Raw genomic sequence first — 18,315 nt, forward strand, 5'->3', positions numbered from 1 at the left:
TTGAACCAGATTTTTCCTACAATCCTAATCAATCCGACGAATTTGTATCCGGACAGACAATTAAGTTAAAAAATTAAATGAGGTCCAGTGTGAAAAACGTTCTTATTATTGATGCACAACCACTTTACAGCGAAGCCCTTGCTTCTCTGGTAAAAAGTGTCATGGACAATGCTGACGTAAAACAGTCAACAAATAGTTCAGAAGTGATGGATTTAGTTCGAAATCAACGGATTGATTTAATTATATTAGATGTCGTGATTGGTGACCGCGACGGTATGCGTCTAGCCAAAAACATTTTGGCTACTGGCTTCCAGGGTAAAATCCTTTTCATTTCTTCAAAAGACTATTCGAGCCTTTCTAAAGCCGCATATGACCTTGGAGCGGATGGATTTTTGAACAAAAATGAAGCTAAGCAAACCATTATGGATGCTATTGTCAGTGTTTCGCGTGGCTATTCGATGTTTAAACTACGCCACACACCATCGTCCAACAATATCGCCTTGTCGAAAAGAGAAGCGATGGTATTCCACTATCTCGCACAGGGCTACTCGAACAAACGTATCTCTGAACAGCTCTCTTTAAGTGCGAAAACCATCAGTACTTATAAAACAAGAATTTTGAAAAAGTACCATGCGACGTCGCTTATCGAATTACTGCATACGCTTCCGAAATCAGAGCAAGTTCAGGTTTACGGTTGAATCGGCATATATTTAGCAATTGCACCAGCTAACAGTTGGTGCACTGCATCGTAACGGTGACTCTGCTTCATCTGTAAAACTACCTTTGGCCGCCCATGCGGAAAATACGATTCAGGCACGCGTATAAAACGATACCCGTCTATGGGGGATTGGAACTCGTGAAGAACCGTTGCAGCTCCCATCTCTTTTACTAATTTCAAAACGGTACTCACATTATCAAACGTGGCAACGCGATTGATAGGTATACCCTTATCTACCATGACTCGCTGGATAATGGGATCCTTGTCTTTCCACCCTAGCATCCCTAGCATGACAAAAGGTAACTGTGTCGCTTGCTCCACTGTAGTAACATCCAACTCTTCTGGCACCACCACGACAACTGGTGCATAACCAATAAAGTGCTGATAAATGGATTTCGGCAACTCATCATTAAAGTAATGCAATTGCACATCTACTTTGCCGAGTAATATATCTTCAACGGTATGATCATTGTTGGTCATCATCGTAATATGCGCTTTGGGAAACAGCGCCATGAGTTCTTTAGCCAGATGGTGGCCAAATGAATACTGAGCAACTTGCGGTAAGGAAATTGTAATCTCTTTATCGTAATTTTCTGGTCGAAATTCAGAACGGACCAAGCATCTTTCTAACTGATCCAGTGATTCAGCGATTTCAGGCAATTGTCGTTTCAGGAAGTCTGTTGGTTCCAAATGGTGCGGATGGCGAATAAAAAGCTCATCGTTAAGCTGAAGCCGCAATCGAGCAAGGTATTTACTGATCGAAGCTTCACTTTTCCCTAGTGCTCTTGCAACAGGCTTTAGCTGACGATGTTTTTCTAACAACACCAGTATTTTTAATAAATTCAGGTCGAGTTCTTTATTCAAAATGAGGCACCACTTACGTCCAATATTCTTTCGCAGAAAAGTAAGGCAGCCACCTATGAAAATAAGTGGCTGCCCTAATATAAAAGACTAAAGTTACCGTTAGGTCAAATTTATCAGATAGTTATGTGGATATCGAAATTAACAGCACTGCAGTGAACGTTTTCAATATGCTTGACTTAATGTCTCAATCTCGCCTTTTTTTCATTTCATACAACTCTTCATCGGCTCTGATGATGACCTCTTCAAGAGTTTCATACTGCGTATTTGTTGCTAAGCCAGTACTCACACTAATTTCAATATCAAGCGTTTTTAAGCGGTTATCCTTTACGACTTCCTGTAGTTTATTAGCCAACAAGGAGGCCTTACTTAGGCTACAACCAGGTAAGATGGCCAAAAACTCATCCCCTCCGGTTCTGACAAGGTAATCACTATTTCGGAACACCTTCTGCATTGATTCGGCAATAATGGCAATGGCGTCATCACCCACGTGATGCCCATATCGATCATTAATTCTCTTGATCCGGTTGCCATCTATCGCTATGACCGTGTAAGGCCCTTCAGTCAAACGATTATGAAAGGAATCATCCTTAAACAGTTTACGATTCGATAGTCCGGTTAACTCATCTGTTGTCGACTCATTCAGTGCAACTTTTAACCGTGTTTGGTTCTCTTTCGACTCATGGGCCTTAGATAAGTAGGACAGGCTAACAATAAAAAAGATAAAAAACAGATAACTATAATCCACCAACACTTTGCTAAACGGGTACTGATACACAATTAAGTTATTGTTGTCTGCCATAAAAGACTGGGTATAGGCGAACTGACGCCAGGGATAATCAGGGAAGTAAATGATGAGTTGTTTGTTACCATTGTCAATGACGGAATCTACCGCTTTACCTTCTTTGTATAACACAGTCAGATTCATCTGTGTGGAAAACTCACCCACTAACTCATCGTTGTAATAGATAGGACTCATGATACTGATAGCGAATTCATTAGTCACACTGCTTTTAAAAGGCTTAGAGAATAAGACTCTGTCCGATAATTGCCCTTTCCAAGCGGTCAATACGCAAGAGATGGATACTTTGCATACTTCCAGGTCAAACACACTTTTATTGTTTTCCAGGCCATCTTCTGGTCGCTCCAATATGAGCTTATTGCCTGTATAGGAGCGAAAATAAAGTATGGAAGAATACTCCTTGTATACGTTCGACAAATACTCTTCTGCTTGGTGGAATACTTTACGGGCGACAGTTTCTACGTAGTTTAGTTTCTCATCGGGGTTGAGTGAATAAATCGCGTCCTGAAAACTATAATCTGTCTTTGATTCAACCTCTTCTATCGTCGCCCCTTCATATTGCTTGAGTTGCGACTCCGTGAGTAACCCCAGCAGAATAACCTGCTGCTTTACTTTTGACACCCCTTCTACATAGGAGTGGAACTGCTTTGTTTCATAAGAGAAAAGCAATGCACCAATCGCAACCACTGAGGTTACATAAAGTGTTGTTGCAATAAATAACGACAAAGAGAGATTTCTTAGATTCACGCTCATACCGCGTCCTTTATATCTCCTGCGACTCTTGTCAATTCAACGATGTTGTTAACATTAAATTTATCAAGAACGCGTCGCTTATAGGTACTGACGGTTTTGTCGCTGATCGATAATACCTCAGCAATATCGCGATTTGATTTTCCCTGCAGCAAGTACTTCATAACGGAACTTTCTCTGCTCGATAACTGTGGAAGATCTCTGGCTTCGCTTGAAACTTGCCTGAATTTAAAGAAAGAGTAACCTTTTGATACCGCCTCGATAGCATCTTTGAGTATTTCGTGATTTTCTGACTTACAAACGTATCCGTCAGCGCCCGAACGAAATGCCATCTGACTGTACATTTGACTCGTTTCTGCAGAAAAAAAGATAACTTTTCCTGCGTATCCATGTGATTTAATTCGTTTATAGAAATCAAAGCCATCACAGTCGGATAAATTGACATCTAAAATGAGTAGTTCGATATCGTCTTCTTTTATTGCTGTCAGCGCAGATTTTGAAGAAGTTGCGGTTACCACTTCGTTTGCCACGCCCAATTCTTCCAGCAAGTATTTAATAGCAACACAAACAAGAGGGTGATCGTCGAAGATTAAACAATTCAATTTATTCATATTTTAACTCAGTATGGTTATTGCTTCTAAAGGCATTGGTTTGTTGATATAGAAACCTTGGCAAAGCTCGATTCCGTACTCACGCATAACTTTCAGAGTGGCCTCGTCTTCCACCCCTTCAGCGACAACATGAATATTCAAACTTTTAGCTAATGCACGTATTGCACTCACGATATTTCTTTTTTTCGGATCGCTTTCGATGCCATGAACAAATGAACGATCGATTTTTAGCTCGTTAAAAGGCAATTGCGCTAATTTCTCAAAAGTCGATGAACCTGTTCCAAAATCATCAATCGATACAGTGACACCGTTCATACGAAGCTTGAGTAAGTTCTTATAAATCGAAGAACAGGCTTGGTATGTATCCCGCTCAGTAATTTCGATCGTGATTTGTTCTGGTTCAATGCCATGCTCATGACATCGCGTAAGAAAACGGTGAGCAAAAAGACCATCTCCCAGATTTGCGTGATCAACATTGACCGAAACTTTCTTAGTGAAACCGCGATTTTTAATATCGTAGATAACATTACTGAATACAGCATTAAACAGATCAGAAGACAGGCGACAGCGCTCGACAATGGATAAAAAATGATAAGGCGACAGCACACCGTGAATCGGATGAATCCAGCGCGCCAGTGCCTCATAACCTAATACTTCACCACTTTTTGTACTGACCAGTGGCTGATAATAGTTTTTTATACGCCCTTCACTTAACGCTGAGATGAACTCATGATCTTCGACATCAATCGGTCGGGAAAACGTCGCTTTCTTTGCAGTCTCTTGCTGCATCTTACGAATGATGTCAGCCACCTCAAGTTGGTCGTAAGGCTTCTGCAGTTTCCCTACCACTTCGAAACTGAATTCACTGCACATGGCTTTTACCGCAGAGATGATCGTAAGATCCATCGCACTGACTATGACTACCTTACCCTGGTAATGAATATGATTAAGCAACTCCATCATGTCGACCCCATCTCTTCCAGGCATCATGATGTCACAAAATATCACGTCAAAATGCGCGGTTTGCGCGTACGAAATCGCTTCATCAACACAGTTAAAAGGGGTAACATTCGCACCATGTCTGCGCAAAGCATGCGCTAGCAATGTTGTCTGAAGAGGATGATCATCGATCACCATCGCATTAAACTGTCTGTTCATTTATTTCTGCCCAACTCTCTATATCTTCGATCTCCTTTTCGATGTGTAAAATCAACTCTGTCGCATAATTATCAAGGTCCTCAGCAGTGACCTTCTCTGCTTCTATGCAGAGATTTGTCAACATCGAAATACCGATGGCTCCTACCGCACCCTTAATTCCGTGAATCACGCGTTTTTTATCTTTATCAGTTGAAGCATTCTTCAACTTGGTAACATCTGCCGCCATTGACTGGCTGAAAACCTGAGCGATCTCTTTGGCATCCTGTGAGGTAAACTTCTCTAGCCAAACTGGAGATGAAGATTTATCTTTCTGTCCGATGAACGGCAACAGTACGGATTTCAATCTACTTAAGTCGTAAGGTTTAAAAAGTACATCATCCATCCCACTCGCTTTAGCTTTCTCACTTGCCAGTCTGGAATCTTCTGCCGTTACGCCAATCACCGGTAAAACAGCATATTTGGAGCAAGACTTCACACGTTTGACGAGCTCATACCCATCCATCTCTGGCATATGAAAATCGGTAAGAAGAGCGATAACCTGATCGTTTTGCTGAATGTAGTCCCATGCCTCACGACCGTTATTGACGATAACCGCTTCGAGGCCAAGTTCATGCATCTGCATAGCAATGATGCTCTGGTTTATAGGATTGTCTTCTGCGATTAAAACGGTTCCCTTCGCCCAATACACTTCATCTTGGTGCAACTCAGCAGGCGTAACATCTTGATGGCACAGGTCAAACAAACTTTGCAGGGCATCTGGGTAATGCATTTCACGCTGCGCAAGACAAACTGGCGGCATTCCGTCCTGACTGAACTGTACACCTTTACAACACCCTTCCAAATCAAGCACAGGTGTCAGATTCGCAAATTCCGTTGACTCATCAACTAGAGGCTGCATCTGCCACAATTCGCACCACTGACGTACATTCAACGGAAGCTCACTACTGTAGGTCCACTGTGGGTAGTGTTCGCTGTTAAGCTGACATACCGTCACAGGCAATTTCACGACAATTGAGGTGCCTAATCCATATTGTGATTCAATAGAAAGTTCACCACCCATGCATTGAATCAGACGATCGACAATACTTAGCCCCAAACCTGTACCGCCGAACTTACGAGTGATAGTGTCATCAGCCTGGACAAACGGATTCAAGACACCAGCTAGTTGGCTTTCTGTCATCCCGATACCAGTATCTGTTACTTTTAAAACCAACTTACTATCGTGCACCATTGCACTGATGCCGATTTCCCCTTCTAACGTAAACTTGACGGCATTCGACAGTAAATTCGTAATGATCTGGATTAACCTTAACGAATCGATTTCCACAAGTCGGTGACTAAAAGGTTTAATCGTCACCTTGTAGACCAATCCTTTATCTAAGGCTTTAGGCTCAAAGCTACGGAACACATCACACAGTGTTGAAAGTAAATCTGTTTTCACCGGAACTACAGTTAGCTGCCCTGACTCAAGCTTTGAATAATCCAGAACTTCATCAACAAGAACATTTAAGTGATTGAGTGAACGCATCGCTTGAGCAATCAAAGATCGGTTCGATTCATTGTCAATCTGGCGTTCAAGCAGATCGAGAAGACCATGTGCTGCTGCGAGTGGTGTTCTTAACTCGTGACTCATGGTTGCCAAAAAATTCTCACGAGCACGTACTGCGGTTTGAGCCTTTTCTTGCGCATCCATAAGCGCTTGTTCACGTTGTTTTTGTTGTGTAATGTCTTGAATTATCGTCAATACAAACTTTTTGTTACCGCTAGGCGACGAAATAGCTTTTCGCTCGCGGTAAACATGATTGATGCCTAAGTTACAGCCAGATGACGCCACTTCCTCCATGATCCGCCCACCACCGATGACCTTGGCTAATTCATTTTCGTTATCAACAAGGCCTATTCCAGTAACACAGTTTTTAAGACAGCACTCCTTGCATTGCTGATTTTTGTAGCGCGCGCAGTTACTCATCTCCAGTTGGTTATTTTCATCATGAATAAACACCAAACTATTGATTTCCTGAATGATATCGACCAACCATTGCTTTTCTTTTTCTTCATTGTTCGCATTGATCTCAGCCAGTTTCACCTTTAATCTCAAGTGCTCCAATACCAGATAAGCCACAATTATCAACACAACAAAGGCGACAGTCGCAAACAAAAAGACTTTTGCCATGTGTTCATTGTCATAGCCATACACGAGGTTAAAGTTTCTATGCGAGCGAAGTAGCTTTTCGATCTCATTCGAGTCAATTGTGTTAATAACGCTATCGAGCAGGTTTTTAAGCTGTGTATTGTGGTTTGCTACGGCAAAGGCGATAGAGAATGTCAGTACATCGTGCTCGTTAACAACAAAACCATCCACTTGATCCTGTGCAATCAAACTCTGAACAATGTCATCAGGGAGGTAAGCGATATCTAATTTGCCTGATTTCAGGTCCAGCAGTAACTGTTTTACGTCATCGTAACGAGTGAAACGATCATGTTTCCAAGAGTCCAGATGTACCAGACCCTGTTTTTTTAGACTGATCAGAATGCCCAGTTTTGAGTTTTCAGTTACGTCAACGTTACGCTCCTCCGCTCGAATAGAGACAAAATTGTTGCGCATAAAAGGTTTGGTTACTAGCCAGTCGGAGACTGGCATTTCGTCCACAAACGCAACTGGCACGAGGTCAGAATTAAACGATGTCAGGCCACTGCTTAAGATAGCGTTAGGCTTAACATACTCGAATGCCAAGCCAGTGCGAGACTGAAGTAACTCAATGAAGTCAGGAAGAAAGCCGTCTAGTTGACCGGATTGTTCATTCTTAAATAAGAACGGGTATGCTTCTTCACTACTACTGTAGGTGATTTTGTGGTCAGATCCGATATTGCGGCGGTACGCCACCAACATCTTGTCGTTAATATGGTATGGATTTTGGGATGCGACTGAGCGAATATTTTTGCCGCTTTTTTCCCAACTCAGAATCTTATCAATTCTATCAATCAGATTTTGATTACCGAATGAGGTTATGAAACTGACCTGCTCTTGGTTTAGCCAGTCAGGAACGTCTACCTCGCCTTTTACAATATTGTGTTCATCCAAATACTGGTTGATCACAACATATGTCGAAATCAGTGCATTGGCACGACCGCTACGCACTTCATCAAAAGCTTCCAGCCGAGTTTTGACAAAATTAACGTTGTGAAAACCACGAGCAATTAGATTGTCACAGTAAGAGCTACCTTCAACGCACACCCATTTGATGTCTTTGCGATCTCGTTGCTTCTGTTGGGCATCGCTGTACCAAACGGCAATCGTGCTGGAAAAGAACGGCTGGGAAAAGAGAAAACGCTTTTCTCTATCATTTGTTTTGCTAAAACCTACCGCACCATCAATTACACCATTTTCTACATCCTGCAACATTGGGGGGATACGGTCGTAGGCGCGAAGTGCTAGCTTTAGGTTGAGTACTTTTGCAATGTTGTCTAAATAATCGAGGTTGATACCATAAAAAGGACCAATACCGTCTAATAATGAGTCTGTCGAACCACCTTGTGTAATCACACCCACTACGATAGTGTCTTTTTGGTGTTCAATTGCAGATGCATTAAAAGAAACCGCGACGCTAATAAACGTAACGATTAACAGCATTAATTTTCTTAGAATGCGTGACATAAAGACTTCCTCTGATTGGGAAGTCAGACTAATCTGAACAGCTTAAAAGTCAAATTTACAACCTTGACCAAAGGTGTAGTATCTATTTGTTTTTAAAAAATTAAATATGATTACGTAAGCAGATTCCTACAGCACTTTCCACCTTAGACTACATGTTATTTGCGCTCGAAATCTCAGCAAATAATATTTGTTTCATTGACTGTCTCACTTTCATTTACATCGTATGAGCGGCTATGAGACAACGTAAAATAAATCCTTCAGAAGTTCTTTACGTTAATTTAGCCGTGTTGCTGCGCGCAAAGTTCTGCCATAAACCGATTTACAGAGCAAGATTTACCCGCTCTCCTATTTCAAGCTCCCATCCGCTAAGGCTAACTAAACAGACTGGTGAAAGAATCTAATTGAGTGTTTACTGATGCACCAGACCTTGAGTTTGACTTAGCGGCTTACCAAGGTGCATGGCTGATGTCATGAACACTCGCACCTAAATCATTTAATCGCTTTGCATCTAATGATGGTGCTCTACCGAACATGCGCGTGTACTCTCGACTAAACTGGGAAGGGCTTTCATATCCGACTTCGTAGGCGGTTTCACTCACCTCTTTTCCTTCAACCAACAGTTTTCTGGCTTCTTGTAACCGCAGCGTCTTCTGATACTGTAAAGGTGTCATGCCCGTAGCAGAACGAAAGTGACGGTGTAATGAAGCCTGACTCATCCCAGCCTGCTCCATAAGATCTTTTATCGTCATTGATTCATTAAAGTGGTCTTTTACCCAATTAATGACTTCTCGGACTTTATTCACTCTAAAATCATTTCCAGATATCTGGCGCAAGATAGCGCTATGTTCACCCCGTAAAAGTCGATACAAAATTTCCCTGTCTACCATAGGAGCGAGAAACATTACATCATCTGGATTTTTGAATAGATCAAGCATGCGTGATAACGGTTCAAGTAAATTTTCGTCTGCGCAAGAGAGTAAGAAACACTCATCACTACTCCCTTTGAGGTTACTAACCTTAGTCTCAGTAATGATCTGAGCAAGCTTATCCGGGTCAAGATTTATGCTTATTGATATATATGGTTGGCTTAGACTCGATTCAATAATTCTGGTTGAGATGGGAAGTTCTACAGAGTTAATGAAATAGTCTCCGGGCTTATACGTAAATACCTGGTCACCAACACTCACTTCTTTAGAACCTTGTAAAACTAAACAAAGCATCGGTTTGTATAACACCGTTACCGGGCAGTTCGTGCCAGTCGCAGCGAAAACGCTATAACCCGGATAAAATTCGGCACTTTCTCCAAGCGAAATATGTTGTTGAATTTTATCTCTTAGATTTATAACTAATCTGTCCATACTCTGACCTCACATTCATTTAGCCGTTAGTCTCCCATAACCAGTCGTTGATAGGATTAGGCATACTATTGAGATTATCAGGAGAGAAAAGCGTTTAAAAGATGGAGTAAATTAAATACTACAACACAGAATTATTTTTACTGCCTTCTTAATAGACTTAAAAGGAATCTATCATGACAAACTCGACAATCCGAGTAGGCTTCATCGGTCTAAACCCAGACAGTCACTGGGCTGCAATGGCGCATTTGCCAGCACTGCAATCTCTTGGAGGCAAATATCGCGTTGTTGCTGTTGCCAATAGCAGTCTAGAAAGCTCACAACGCACTGCGAAAGCGTTAAACCTGCCTCATGCCTTTGCTTCCGCCCAAGAACTCGTTCAATCAGATGAAGTTGATCTGGTCGTAGTCACAGTTAAAGTCCCTTTTCACTTTGAGTTAGTCTCTGCGGCATTAAATGCTGGCAAGCATGTTTATTGTGAATGGCCATTAGGAAATGGACTTGAAGAAGCGCGTCAGCTTACCTCACTTGCCAAATCTAAAGGTGTTGTTGCGGTAGCAGGAACTCAAGCGCGCACTGCTCTAGAGGTTGAACATCTCGCCCAATTAATTAAAGACGGATACGTAGGTAAAGTGCTCTCTTCCACCATTATCGGTTCTGGAGGAAACTGGGCAGCAGATACTATTGAAGAATATTACTATCTGTTCGAAGATAAAAATGGTGCAACGATGCAATCTATTCCACTGGCACATACATTGGCAGCAGTAAAAGATGTTCTGGGGGATTTTGCAAAGTTAGACGCTCAGTTTGTGAGTAATTTTAAGACGGTCAATGTATCTGATGCAAATGAAATCCGACCTAAATCTACACCGGATCAAATCATGGCTCAGGGTACGCTGGAGAGCGGTGCCGCCATTTCTGTTCACTACCGCGGCGGAGTGTCACGAGGAACCAACTTATTATGGGAAATTAACGGCACTGAAGGTGATATCCAAGTCACTGGGGATTTGGGACATGCACAAATGATCCAACTAACCGTTAAAGGTGCCAAAGATGAGAATAAACAACTAGAGCTACTGATGCCGGATAACTCACATTACGAAGGCTTGCCAGAATTTGCTGGTGCTCGAAATATAGCGGTTATATACGATCGTTTATATGACGATATCCAACACGGTACAGAAACTGCTCCAACATTCCAGGACGCGGTAAGGCTGCACGAAATTATTGACGGTATTGAACAATCGGCAAACCGTAACAACTGAGCAAATTAAAACCATTCTCCTACTCTAAGGTCATAGCAAATTCATGGTATGACCTTATAAGCTAGCCTGAGGCGTTTGTGATATCGTCAATCAAGTCTCGAGGGAATATTATCCACGACCAGATAATTTGCATGTACAACGATCGGATGACATTTTTGCCTATTTCTACGGACATTCATCTTTATAGGCAAAAATCGTCCCTATCACACACATAAATCTACATGTCCATACTCATCATCAGAGGGACTAAAAGGACTTACATGCAAGGCACTCAGCAACCTCAGCCTTAAACTCTTCAATTTTTCCTTCTGAAACGTCCATAACATCATAAAACGCTAACGGTTCTGCAAAGCTCATCCCTACATAGAGAGCACTCGCTTTCATCGGTGAAGTTATCTCCGCAATCGTACTTTGAACCAGCCCAGAATGAGAGTAAGTATGTTCACTTGCGCCTGCAGTCACAATCAGACGCATTTCTTTGCCCTTAAGTGCATCACCTTCCGGACCAAATGCCCATCCATAACTCCATACCTCATTTAAATACGCTTTCAGCATAGGAGTAAGGTTGAACCAATGAATTGGAAACATGAACACCACTCTATCCATTCCGGCGTAAGCCGCTTGCTCTGATGCGACATCAATGGCGCTGGTATTGTTACCATAGAGCGACTCTAGATTTCTTACTGTGATACCAGCCATGTCATGGCCGACTTGCTCCAGAGATTTAATAACGTTTGATTGTTCCGGATATGGGTGAGAAACAATGACTAAAGTTTTCATATAATGTTTTCCTCGGAGATTAATCTTTTTTTTATAATTCCAATGCTATCGACGAATGCTTAGCTTGCGATATGCTATTAATATTTCAACGTTTTTGAGTGGTGCTGAATCCATAATTTTCTGAGTGATGGCTATTGCTTGTATTGCATGACAAGTATCTAAAAGTTCGCAGACGGACATTTAATGTCTATTTAAGCCGTAAGGATATGAGCTATAGATATGACCAACATGAGTTACGAGTTAGCATTTAATATCTGCTTATTATGTGTAGATCTGCGCGCTCTCAATATAATGAAAAGAAGCAAAGCAATACTGGCCATTAGTCCACCAGCATAAGAGACATATGAATAGCCTAAATCTGCTTTCAGGACACCACTGCCAACCCCTGCACCTAAAGCGTTTCCTAAGTTAAAACCAGCAATATTGATAGATGCAGCTAAACTTGGCGCGCCTGATGCCGCGTTCATCGCTCTTATTTGCAAAGGAGGGACAATAACAAAAGCAGCCACTGCCCACACAAACATGCCAATAACAGCAATTAAGGGGTTAACCGCGAGACTCGGCATTAAAATAAGAGAGCTCATTAATAACGTAAAACCAATGATTGTTGAGCCATCCAGTGACCAATCACTTAACTTGCCACCTAAATAATTGCCGAGGGTCAGACCTAAACCAATGATCACCAAAGCCATGGTGATGTAATTGCTTGAAGCATCTGCTTTGTCTTTTAAAAATGGCGCTATGTATGTGTAGAGAGAAAAGAATGCTCCAGCAAACAGCACGGTGTAAATCATTGCTACCAGCATATCAGTGTTCAGAACTGACTTAACTTCCGAGTAAAGGTTGACGGTTTGTTGTTTTTCATCGCGAGGCAAATTTTTGAATAGGCTTAAAAATGTAAATATCCCAAGAAGAGTAATCCCCCAGAACGCGACTCTCCACTCAGCCTGCTGACCAATGTATGCAATAGCTGGAACGCCAATAATATTAGCAATGCTTAATCCCATAAACATGGTCGCAATTGCGCTACCTTGCTTTTCTTTAGGTACAACACTAGTCGCAACCACTGCGCCAAAACCAAAAAACGCGCCTTGACACAAACTGGTAATCACTCGGCCTGCAATAAGAGAGAAAAAGTTTGGGGCGATTGCAGAAGCAATGTTACCAACAATAAAAACTCCCATCAGTCCTAATAAGGCAGTTCGCTTGCTTAGCCTGCTTAACAGTAAGGTGATAATAGGCGCACCGATCATTACGCCAATGGCATAGGCTGTCACTATCATCCCTGCATCAGGAATAGAAACAGATAAACCTTCTGCGATATTTGGCAGTAACCCCATCGGAGCAAACTCGGTAGTCCCAATAGCGAAAGAACCTAATCCAAGAGCTAATAGTGACTTGTTAACGGAAGTTGAACTGGAAGCCAATTTAAATTTACCTTTATAGTATTCAGACTAGATTCTGAAATTCAAATATATGCTTGACCACAGATAAAAAAGACAGACCTAAGCTGCCGTTTAATAAGCTAATTGCGTTTGTTAATCTGCATTCAATAGAAAGATATTAATGGCAAAAATGAAGGAAGTGACCTAATTAGAGTGTCTTTAATCACAACCCATATTTAGCAATATCGTACCAACGTATATTAAATGAATATCGCAAAGGTACGTTTGCCTATACCTCTATAATCAATGCACATAACTACAATTTTGTTAGCTATTGTTTGGTCGTAACCAAAAGATATGTCAGCGGAGATGGCTTATTGCGTTGACGGCTTGCTCAACAGAAAGCTCTCCATCTGTCAACTCTAGAATCTCACGTCGAATAGTTGGCGTATCTATTAACTTAGCAAGAACAGATGCCACATTGCCTCGCTTAACTGTGCCATATTTGATTGCATGTCCTAACGTAACTCGATTATCGGCTTCATCGTGTAATAGTGTTCCGGGTCTAACAATCACCCAATCTAATCCACTATTAACCACAGCGACATCGGCTTCTTTTTTAACTCGCATATAGTGTTCGAAAGCCTCGCCAAGATTGTTGTTACGAGCTGACTCCGGAAACGCAGAAACCAAGTAAACCTTTTTAATACCGTTCTCAGCCGCAGCCTGAATCATTTTAACCGGACCTAACCCATCGATCACCGACGTTCTATCAACACCGCTACCTGCAGCCCCAGCGGTAAACACAATAACATCGCTGCCTTTTGTTAACTCCGTAAGTTGCTCAGACGTTATATCCATTAAATCACCCTGAACAGGGTAAACCCCCAGGTCACGTAACGCTTCAGCTTGATCTTGAGAACGGTGTAAGCCAGTCACATTATGACCATTATTAATAAGCATCGGACATAAGTACTTACCAACTCCTCCGGTAGCTCCAATTACAAAAATGTTTGCCATAATACGGTTATTCTCCTATCAGAAAGTTTGCTAGCTAGTTTGTTAAGTAACGTCTACTAGTTACTTTTCATCCGGTTCAATGTATAAACATAATCGTTGTCGGCTTGAGATTTATGACAAGAAAAACAACGTGATAAGTTTTCTTCTGTATTCACTGAGCGATCAGCATGAAACGCCTGATACTCCCACTCGCCGTTACGCAAATCATCTGTGTATTGACTTCCCCAGCCTGCTCTCTTTTCCATCACGACATAGCGATATAATTCATTATCACGATAATCAACTAACGTAATGACAGTTCCACTTGGGATTTCCAATCCGTTTTTCACTGCTTCAATGGCTTCCTGATTTACATAAATATCTTCTTTTATGTTACCCCTATGTACGGTGGTATAAAGAATGCCGTTAGAATAATCATTTGGAAACTGGACTAATTCACCACCCGCCCATACTGAGGCGCAAAGTGAGAACAATCCAAAATATAATAAAGACAGACTTCTATAAAAACGTAACACTAAAGTCACTCCTTGATTATTAATTTCTTCTTTAACAATAGTTCAAAGTGCTAACTCAATTTAATCGTCACCACGAAGCTTCTTCTCTCGATAAATAATTGTGTTTAAATAAATCGCGATGAAAAACACGCCGTTAAAAATTGAAGTATTGAAATGACACTGTCCAAGAAAGAGAAATGCGAGTAAAAACTCAGGATTTCTCTCTGAATCACGCACCTTGAAGTTATTTATCTATCTGTCTAAATAGTTGATGAATCTATAACGTAACGATATCTCGCTTCTTTATTCACAACGCTTTTCCATGCATCAGAGACTTTCGACGCATCAATAATTTGTATCTGCGGGTATATCTTGTTTTCAGCACAGTAGTCCATAACATCCTGAGTCTCAGCGATGCTACCAATCAAAGAACCATTGATATTGACTCGGTTACGAATCATAACGAAATTATTTACCGTTAACTGACCATGAACAGGCATACCGACCTGAGTCAACTGATGGTACGGTTTAGCCAGACTCGCATAAGACGCTATGTCAAAATCATATGGGATCGTCGAGATAACATAGTCCATCATTCCATTATATGGACGCAGTTTACTGATGTTATCGACAACAATAACCTCTTTCGCACCAAAAGATTTAATATCCTCCACTTTGGAAGGTGACGTAGTGAATGCGTAAACTTCAGCGCCTTTTGAAACAGCTAACTTAACTGCGATATGTCCCAGACCACCAATACCAGCGACTGCAACTTTATCGCCTGGCTTAAAGTCCGCCTTAATAAGAGGAGAGTATGTCGTTACACCTGCACACAATAAAGGCGCAGCATGCTGTAAATCAATGTTATCAGGAATGCGGATCGCGAAATGGTCCCGAACAACAAGGTTGTTCGTGTAGCCACCTTGAGTAATACCAGAAGGCGACGTTTCATCTGGGTAACCGTAGGTCCAAACGGTTTGCCCTCTAGCACACAAGTGTTCTTCACCGCCCGTACAGCTAGCACATTCCATGCAACTGTCGACCATACAGCCAACACCGGCTTTGTCACCTACTTTGAATTTAGTAACATTCTTGCCTACAGCAGAGACTATGCCAGCTATTTCATGCCCCGGAACTTGAGGATATTTCTGAGGGCCCCAATGCCCCATCTCTTGGTGAATATCCGAATGGCATATACCGCTGTATTTAACTTCGATAAGAACGTCATTATCACCAACAGCACGTCGCTCAAATTCCCATTGGCGAAGTTCGCCAGACTCATCGAAAGCCGCGAGACCTCTGCTCTTAATACTTTTGTTTAATTCTTCAGCACTCACACTTGATGATTGTAGTGCAGCCCTTCCAGCCAGTGCCATACCTGCACTTGCTAGTACCGTCTTTTTCAGAAACTCACGACGTCCGTTTACTTTGTTATCATCCATTTATCAAACTCCTAATCGCTATGGTCTTAACGCATATTTACTGCGTACCCCTCGACCCGATGTTGAACTTACATTACAACTATCAACTCACATGTTTAACGTGTGAGCACAGATAAACAAAAGTCTCTATTAGTATCCTAAATGAATCGTCACAAATTACATTTGCCTAATGCTGTTTAATTATTGCTCACTCCTCCAGTAATTGAGTTGATAAACAAAGCAAACATCCATTACTGTTTATCCGTCTGACGACAGCGTAGATTTGTGGTTTCAAATAGCTAAGCTGATGAAAAATGAAATAAGGCGGGAATAAAGCAAACTCAAAAAGAGATTTAATCAGTCAGCTTTATCTGCAAGCTAGATAAATACGCACCGCAAGGGTGGTCACCGTCTTGCCTTCAGGACTCCCCGGTTAAACCGGGGAGTGGTTCAAATTGAATTACGGCGCAACACATTGATAGTTACTGGCATTATTCTTATCACCGCCAGTAAACTTGGCATAATTAGGATAAGCACATAATGGCATTTCTCGCTCTGGCATGGTTGGAGCTTTGGCTATCATTGCTTTTGGTTTTTCACCTGTCTCTTTCCATTGTTCCAGCGCTGTTAGCGGATCAAAATCTTCAAACGCCGGGCCACCACCGCAGTGAGTCATGCCAGGAACCATAAACAACTGCGCCACATCGGTGCCGGTATCTTTACTGGTCTGTTCATACCAACGGGCAATATCCGTTGCGGAAAATATTGGGTCAGCTAAACCCTGGAATATCACCATCTTGCCGCCACGCTGAGCAAATGTAGTAAGGAAAGTTTCATCAGCATTAAAGTAACCACCAACATCTGCAACATCTGCAGCAAATTTACCATAGTCTGGTGCGCTTGGCGTTGCTTGCGGCGGTGTCATAAACATTGCGCCAGCAGAAGGAATACTCATACTTTCATGCAAACCTGGATGATCTGCAGTTCCCAGTTTCCAGGCTCGCCAACCCGCAGAGTTGATACCAGGATCCCACGGCCACCCAGTATAAACAGGGTTACCTGCACTGTCATGAGCACCTTTCATAATGGCCGTTATTGCCGCGAGCTTTGGCTCGGATAACTTGCCTTTTAAGCTATCTGTCTGGAACTGGCATTGCGGATAATTAGCGACAATACCATCTTTAACACCATCCAGAGCGTCGCATTTTTCCAGTATGCCGTTAGAAACTATATCCAGGTCATCCTGAGTAAGCGCTTGATATAATTTACCTTCAGGTGCAATGGCGCGCAGATGTTCTACATCCCAGACCGCTCCTATTGCTGCACGGGTCAGATGAAAACCAGGGTTCCCGACAACCACACCATCAAACTCTAGTGGGAAGCGGGAAGCTGCCATCATCGCTTCTCGTCCACCATTGGAACAGCCCATAAAGAAAGATTCATTAGGAGACTTTTGATAGTAAGAGTGAATTAACGCCTTGGCGGTGTGAGTCACTTTGCCAATTGATGCATAAGCCAGATCCAGCCTTGCTTGCTGATCAGCAGTAAAGTCCATGTTAAAACCATCATGACCGCCATCCATGCTAACTACCGCATAACCTCTTTCGAGGGCTGGCTTAGCGGTTGAGCCCGTACTCGGGATCGTGCCAACTGCTGGCGCAATAAAGCCATCGGTACCGCCACCTCCCTGGAATAGGAAGCGACCATTCCAGCCGACAGGCATTCTTAACTGAAATCGAATGCCATAACGCCCATTCACACCTTCGCGATCTTCAATCTTACCTTCTACCAGGCAATGCTCTCCAACTTCGACTGCGGTGGGCGATGCGCCGGTCATAGCACTCATAGGATCAGGAGGCAGCGTCTGGGCAGCTTGAGTTTTTGCTGACGTAATATCAACATTGACTAGCTTAACATTAGCCAGCTCTGAACAGTCAGCAGCATGAGTTGCTCCTGAAAAGGCGGTAAACAATATTGCAGTAGTAATCAGTGATTTTTTCATCCATTTGCTCCAATGGTTATAAATAACCTACTGTCTAT

General features: G+C 42.2%; 14 protein-coding genes. 2 read left to right on the plus strand and 12 right to left on the minus strand.

Features of this window, described 5'->3' with window-relative positions:
• Positions 1 to 89 precede the first annotated feature (89 nt).
• Positions 90 to 698 carry a response regulator gene (locus ACWYU8_RS06075; protein ID WP_457518039.1) on the plus strand — a complete coding sequence of 203 codons (609 nt, stop codon included), beginning with the start codon at positions 90 to 92 and terminating at the stop codon, positions 696 to 698.
• Here the strand turns inward: ACWYU8_RS06075 and ACWYU8_RS06080 are convergent.
• From ACWYU8_RS06080 to ACWYU8_RS06105, 6 genes are all read right to left on the minus strand, one after another.
• The gene (locus ACWYU8_RS06080; RefSeq protein ID WP_457518041.1) at positions 689 to 1,582 is read right to left on the minus strand and encodes a LysR family transcriptional regulator; all 894 of its coding nucleotides are present in this window, start codon (positions 1,580 to 1,582) and stop codon (positions 689 to 691) included. The genes ACWYU8_RS06075 and ACWYU8_RS06080 overlap by 10 nt on opposite strands.
• A gap of 184 nt (positions 1,583 to 1,766) precedes the next feature.
• Positions 1,767 to 3,128 (minus strand): GGDEF domain-containing protein, encoded by a 1,362-nt coding sequence (locus ACWYU8_RS06085; protein WP_457518624.1) that lies wholly within the window; start codon positions 3,126 to 3,128, stop codon positions 1,767 to 1,769.
• Positions 3,129 to 3,130: 2 nt separating this feature from the next.
• Positions 3,131 to 3,742 (minus strand): response regulator, encoded by a 612-nt coding sequence (locus tag ACWYU8_RS06090; RefSeq protein ID WP_457518042.1) that lies wholly within the window; start codon positions 3,740 to 3,742, stop codon positions 3,131 to 3,133.
• 3 nt (positions 3,743 to 3,745) lie between these two features.
• Complete coding sequence (locus tag ACWYU8_RS06095; RefSeq protein ID WP_457518044.1) at positions 3,746 to 4,900, minus strand: EAL domain-containing protein; 1,155 nt, start codon at positions 4,898 to 4,900, stop codon at positions 3,746 to 3,748.
• Positions 4,884 to 8,555 (minus strand): ATP-binding protein, encoded by a 3,672-nt coding sequence (locus ACWYU8_RS06100; protein ID WP_457518046.1) that lies wholly within the window; start codon positions 8,553 to 8,555, stop codon positions 4,884 to 4,886. Before ACWYU8_RS06100 ends, ACWYU8_RS06095 begins: the two co-directional genes overlap by 17 nt.
• A 446-nt stretch (positions 8,556 to 9,001) precedes the next feature.
• Positions 9,002 to 9,913, minus strand: coding sequence for an AraC family transcriptional regulator N-terminal domain-containing protein (locus ACWYU8_RS06105; protein ID WP_457518048.1), 912 nt, complete (start codon positions 9,911 to 9,913; stop codon positions 9,002 to 9,004).
• 173 nt (positions 9,914 to 10,086) lie between these two features.
• On the opposite strand from ACWYU8_RS06105, the gene ACWYU8_RS06110 reads away from it, so the two are divergent.
• Positions 10,087 to 11,175: a Gfo/Idh/MocA family protein gene (locus ACWYU8_RS06110; protein WP_457518050.1), complete on the plus strand. Its 1,089-nt coding sequence runs from the start codon at positions 10,087 to 10,089 to the stop codon at positions 11,173 to 11,175.
• A 246-nt stretch (positions 11,176 to 11,421) separates the two neighbouring features.
• Here the strand turns inward: ACWYU8_RS06110 and ACWYU8_RS06115 are convergent, their stop codons facing one another.
• The 6 genes from ACWYU8_RS06115 to ACWYU8_RS06140 all read right to left on the minus strand — a co-directional run bounded on the left by ACWYU8_RS06115 (position 11,422) and on the right by ACWYU8_RS06140 (position 18,277).
• Complete coding sequence (locus ACWYU8_RS06115; RefSeq protein WP_457518052.1) at positions 11,422 to 11,955, minus strand: NAD(P)H-dependent oxidoreductase; 534 nt, start codon at positions 11,953 to 11,955, stop codon at positions 11,422 to 11,424.
• 233 nt (positions 11,956 to 12,188) lie between these two features.
• A complete protein-coding gene (locus ACWYU8_RS06120; protein WP_457518054.1) occupies positions 12,189 to 13,382 on the minus strand; it encodes an MFS transporter in 1,194 nt (397 codons plus the stop codon).
• Positions 13,383 to 13,700: 318 nt separating this feature from the next.
• A complete protein-coding gene (locus tag ACWYU8_RS06125) occupies positions 13,701 to 14,360 on the minus strand; it encodes an SDR family oxidoreductase (protein ID WP_457518055.1) in 660 nt (219 codons plus the stop codon).
• 56 nt (positions 14,361 to 14,416) lie between these two features.
• On the minus strand, positions 14,417 to 14,875 hold the full coding sequence (locus ACWYU8_RS06130) for a cytochrome P460 family protein (RefSeq protein ID WP_457518057.1): 459 nt from the start codon (positions 14,873 to 14,875) through the stop codon (positions 14,417 to 14,419).
• A 239-nt stretch (positions 14,876 to 15,114) separates the two neighbouring features.
• Complete coding sequence (locus ACWYU8_RS06135) at positions 15,115 to 16,296, minus strand: NAD(P)-dependent alcohol dehydrogenase (protein ID WP_457518059.1); 1,182 nt, start codon at positions 16,294 to 16,296, stop codon at positions 15,115 to 15,117.
• 439 nt (positions 16,297 to 16,735) lie between these two features.
• The gene (locus tag ACWYU8_RS06140; RefSeq protein ID WP_457518061.1) at positions 16,736 to 18,277 is read right to left on the minus strand and encodes a tannase/feruloyl esterase family alpha/beta hydrolase; all 1,542 of its coding nucleotides are present in this window, start codon (positions 18,275 to 18,277) and stop codon (positions 16,736 to 16,738) included.
• Positions 18,278 to 18,315 lie beyond the last annotated feature (38 nt).

It is taken from the genome of Vibrio limimangrovi, from assembly GCF_054064025.1.

Coding starts and splice junctions, on each gene's coding strand:
- ACWYU8_RS06090 (WP_457518042.1), bottom strand. CDS start 3,742: ATGAATAAATTGAATTGTTTAATCTTCGACGATCACCCTCTTGTTTGT.
- ACWYU8_RS06095 (WP_457518044.1), bottom strand. CDS start 4,900: ATGAACAGACAGTTTAATGCGATGGTGATCGATGATCATCCTCTTCAG.
- ACWYU8_RS06100 (WP_457518046.1), bottom strand. CDS start 8,555: ATGTCACGCATTCTAAGAAAATTAATGCTGTTAATCGTTACGTTTATT.
- ACWYU8_RS06105 (WP_457518048.1), bottom strand. CDS start 9,913: ATGGACAGATTAGTTATAAATCTAAGAGATAAAATTCAACAACATATT.
- ACWYU8_RS06110 (WP_457518050.1), top strand. CDS start 10,087: ATGACAAACTCGACAATCCGAGTAGGCTTCATCGGTCTAAACCCAGAC.
- ACWYU8_RS06115 (WP_457518052.1), bottom strand. CDS start 11,955: ATGAAAACTTTAGTCATTGTTTCTCACCCATATCCGGAACAATCAAAC.
- ACWYU8_RS06125 (WP_457518055.1), bottom strand. CDS start 14,360: ATGGCAAACATTTTTGTAATTGGAGCTACCGGAGGAGTTGGTAAGTAC.
- ACWYU8_RS06135 (WP_457518059.1), bottom strand. CDS start 16,296: ATGGATGATAACAAAGTAAACGGACGTCGTGAGTTTCTGAAAAAGACG.
- ACWYU8_RS06140 (WP_457518061.1), bottom strand. CDS start 18,277: ATGAAAAAATCACTGATTACTACTGCAATATTGTTTACCGCCTTTTCA.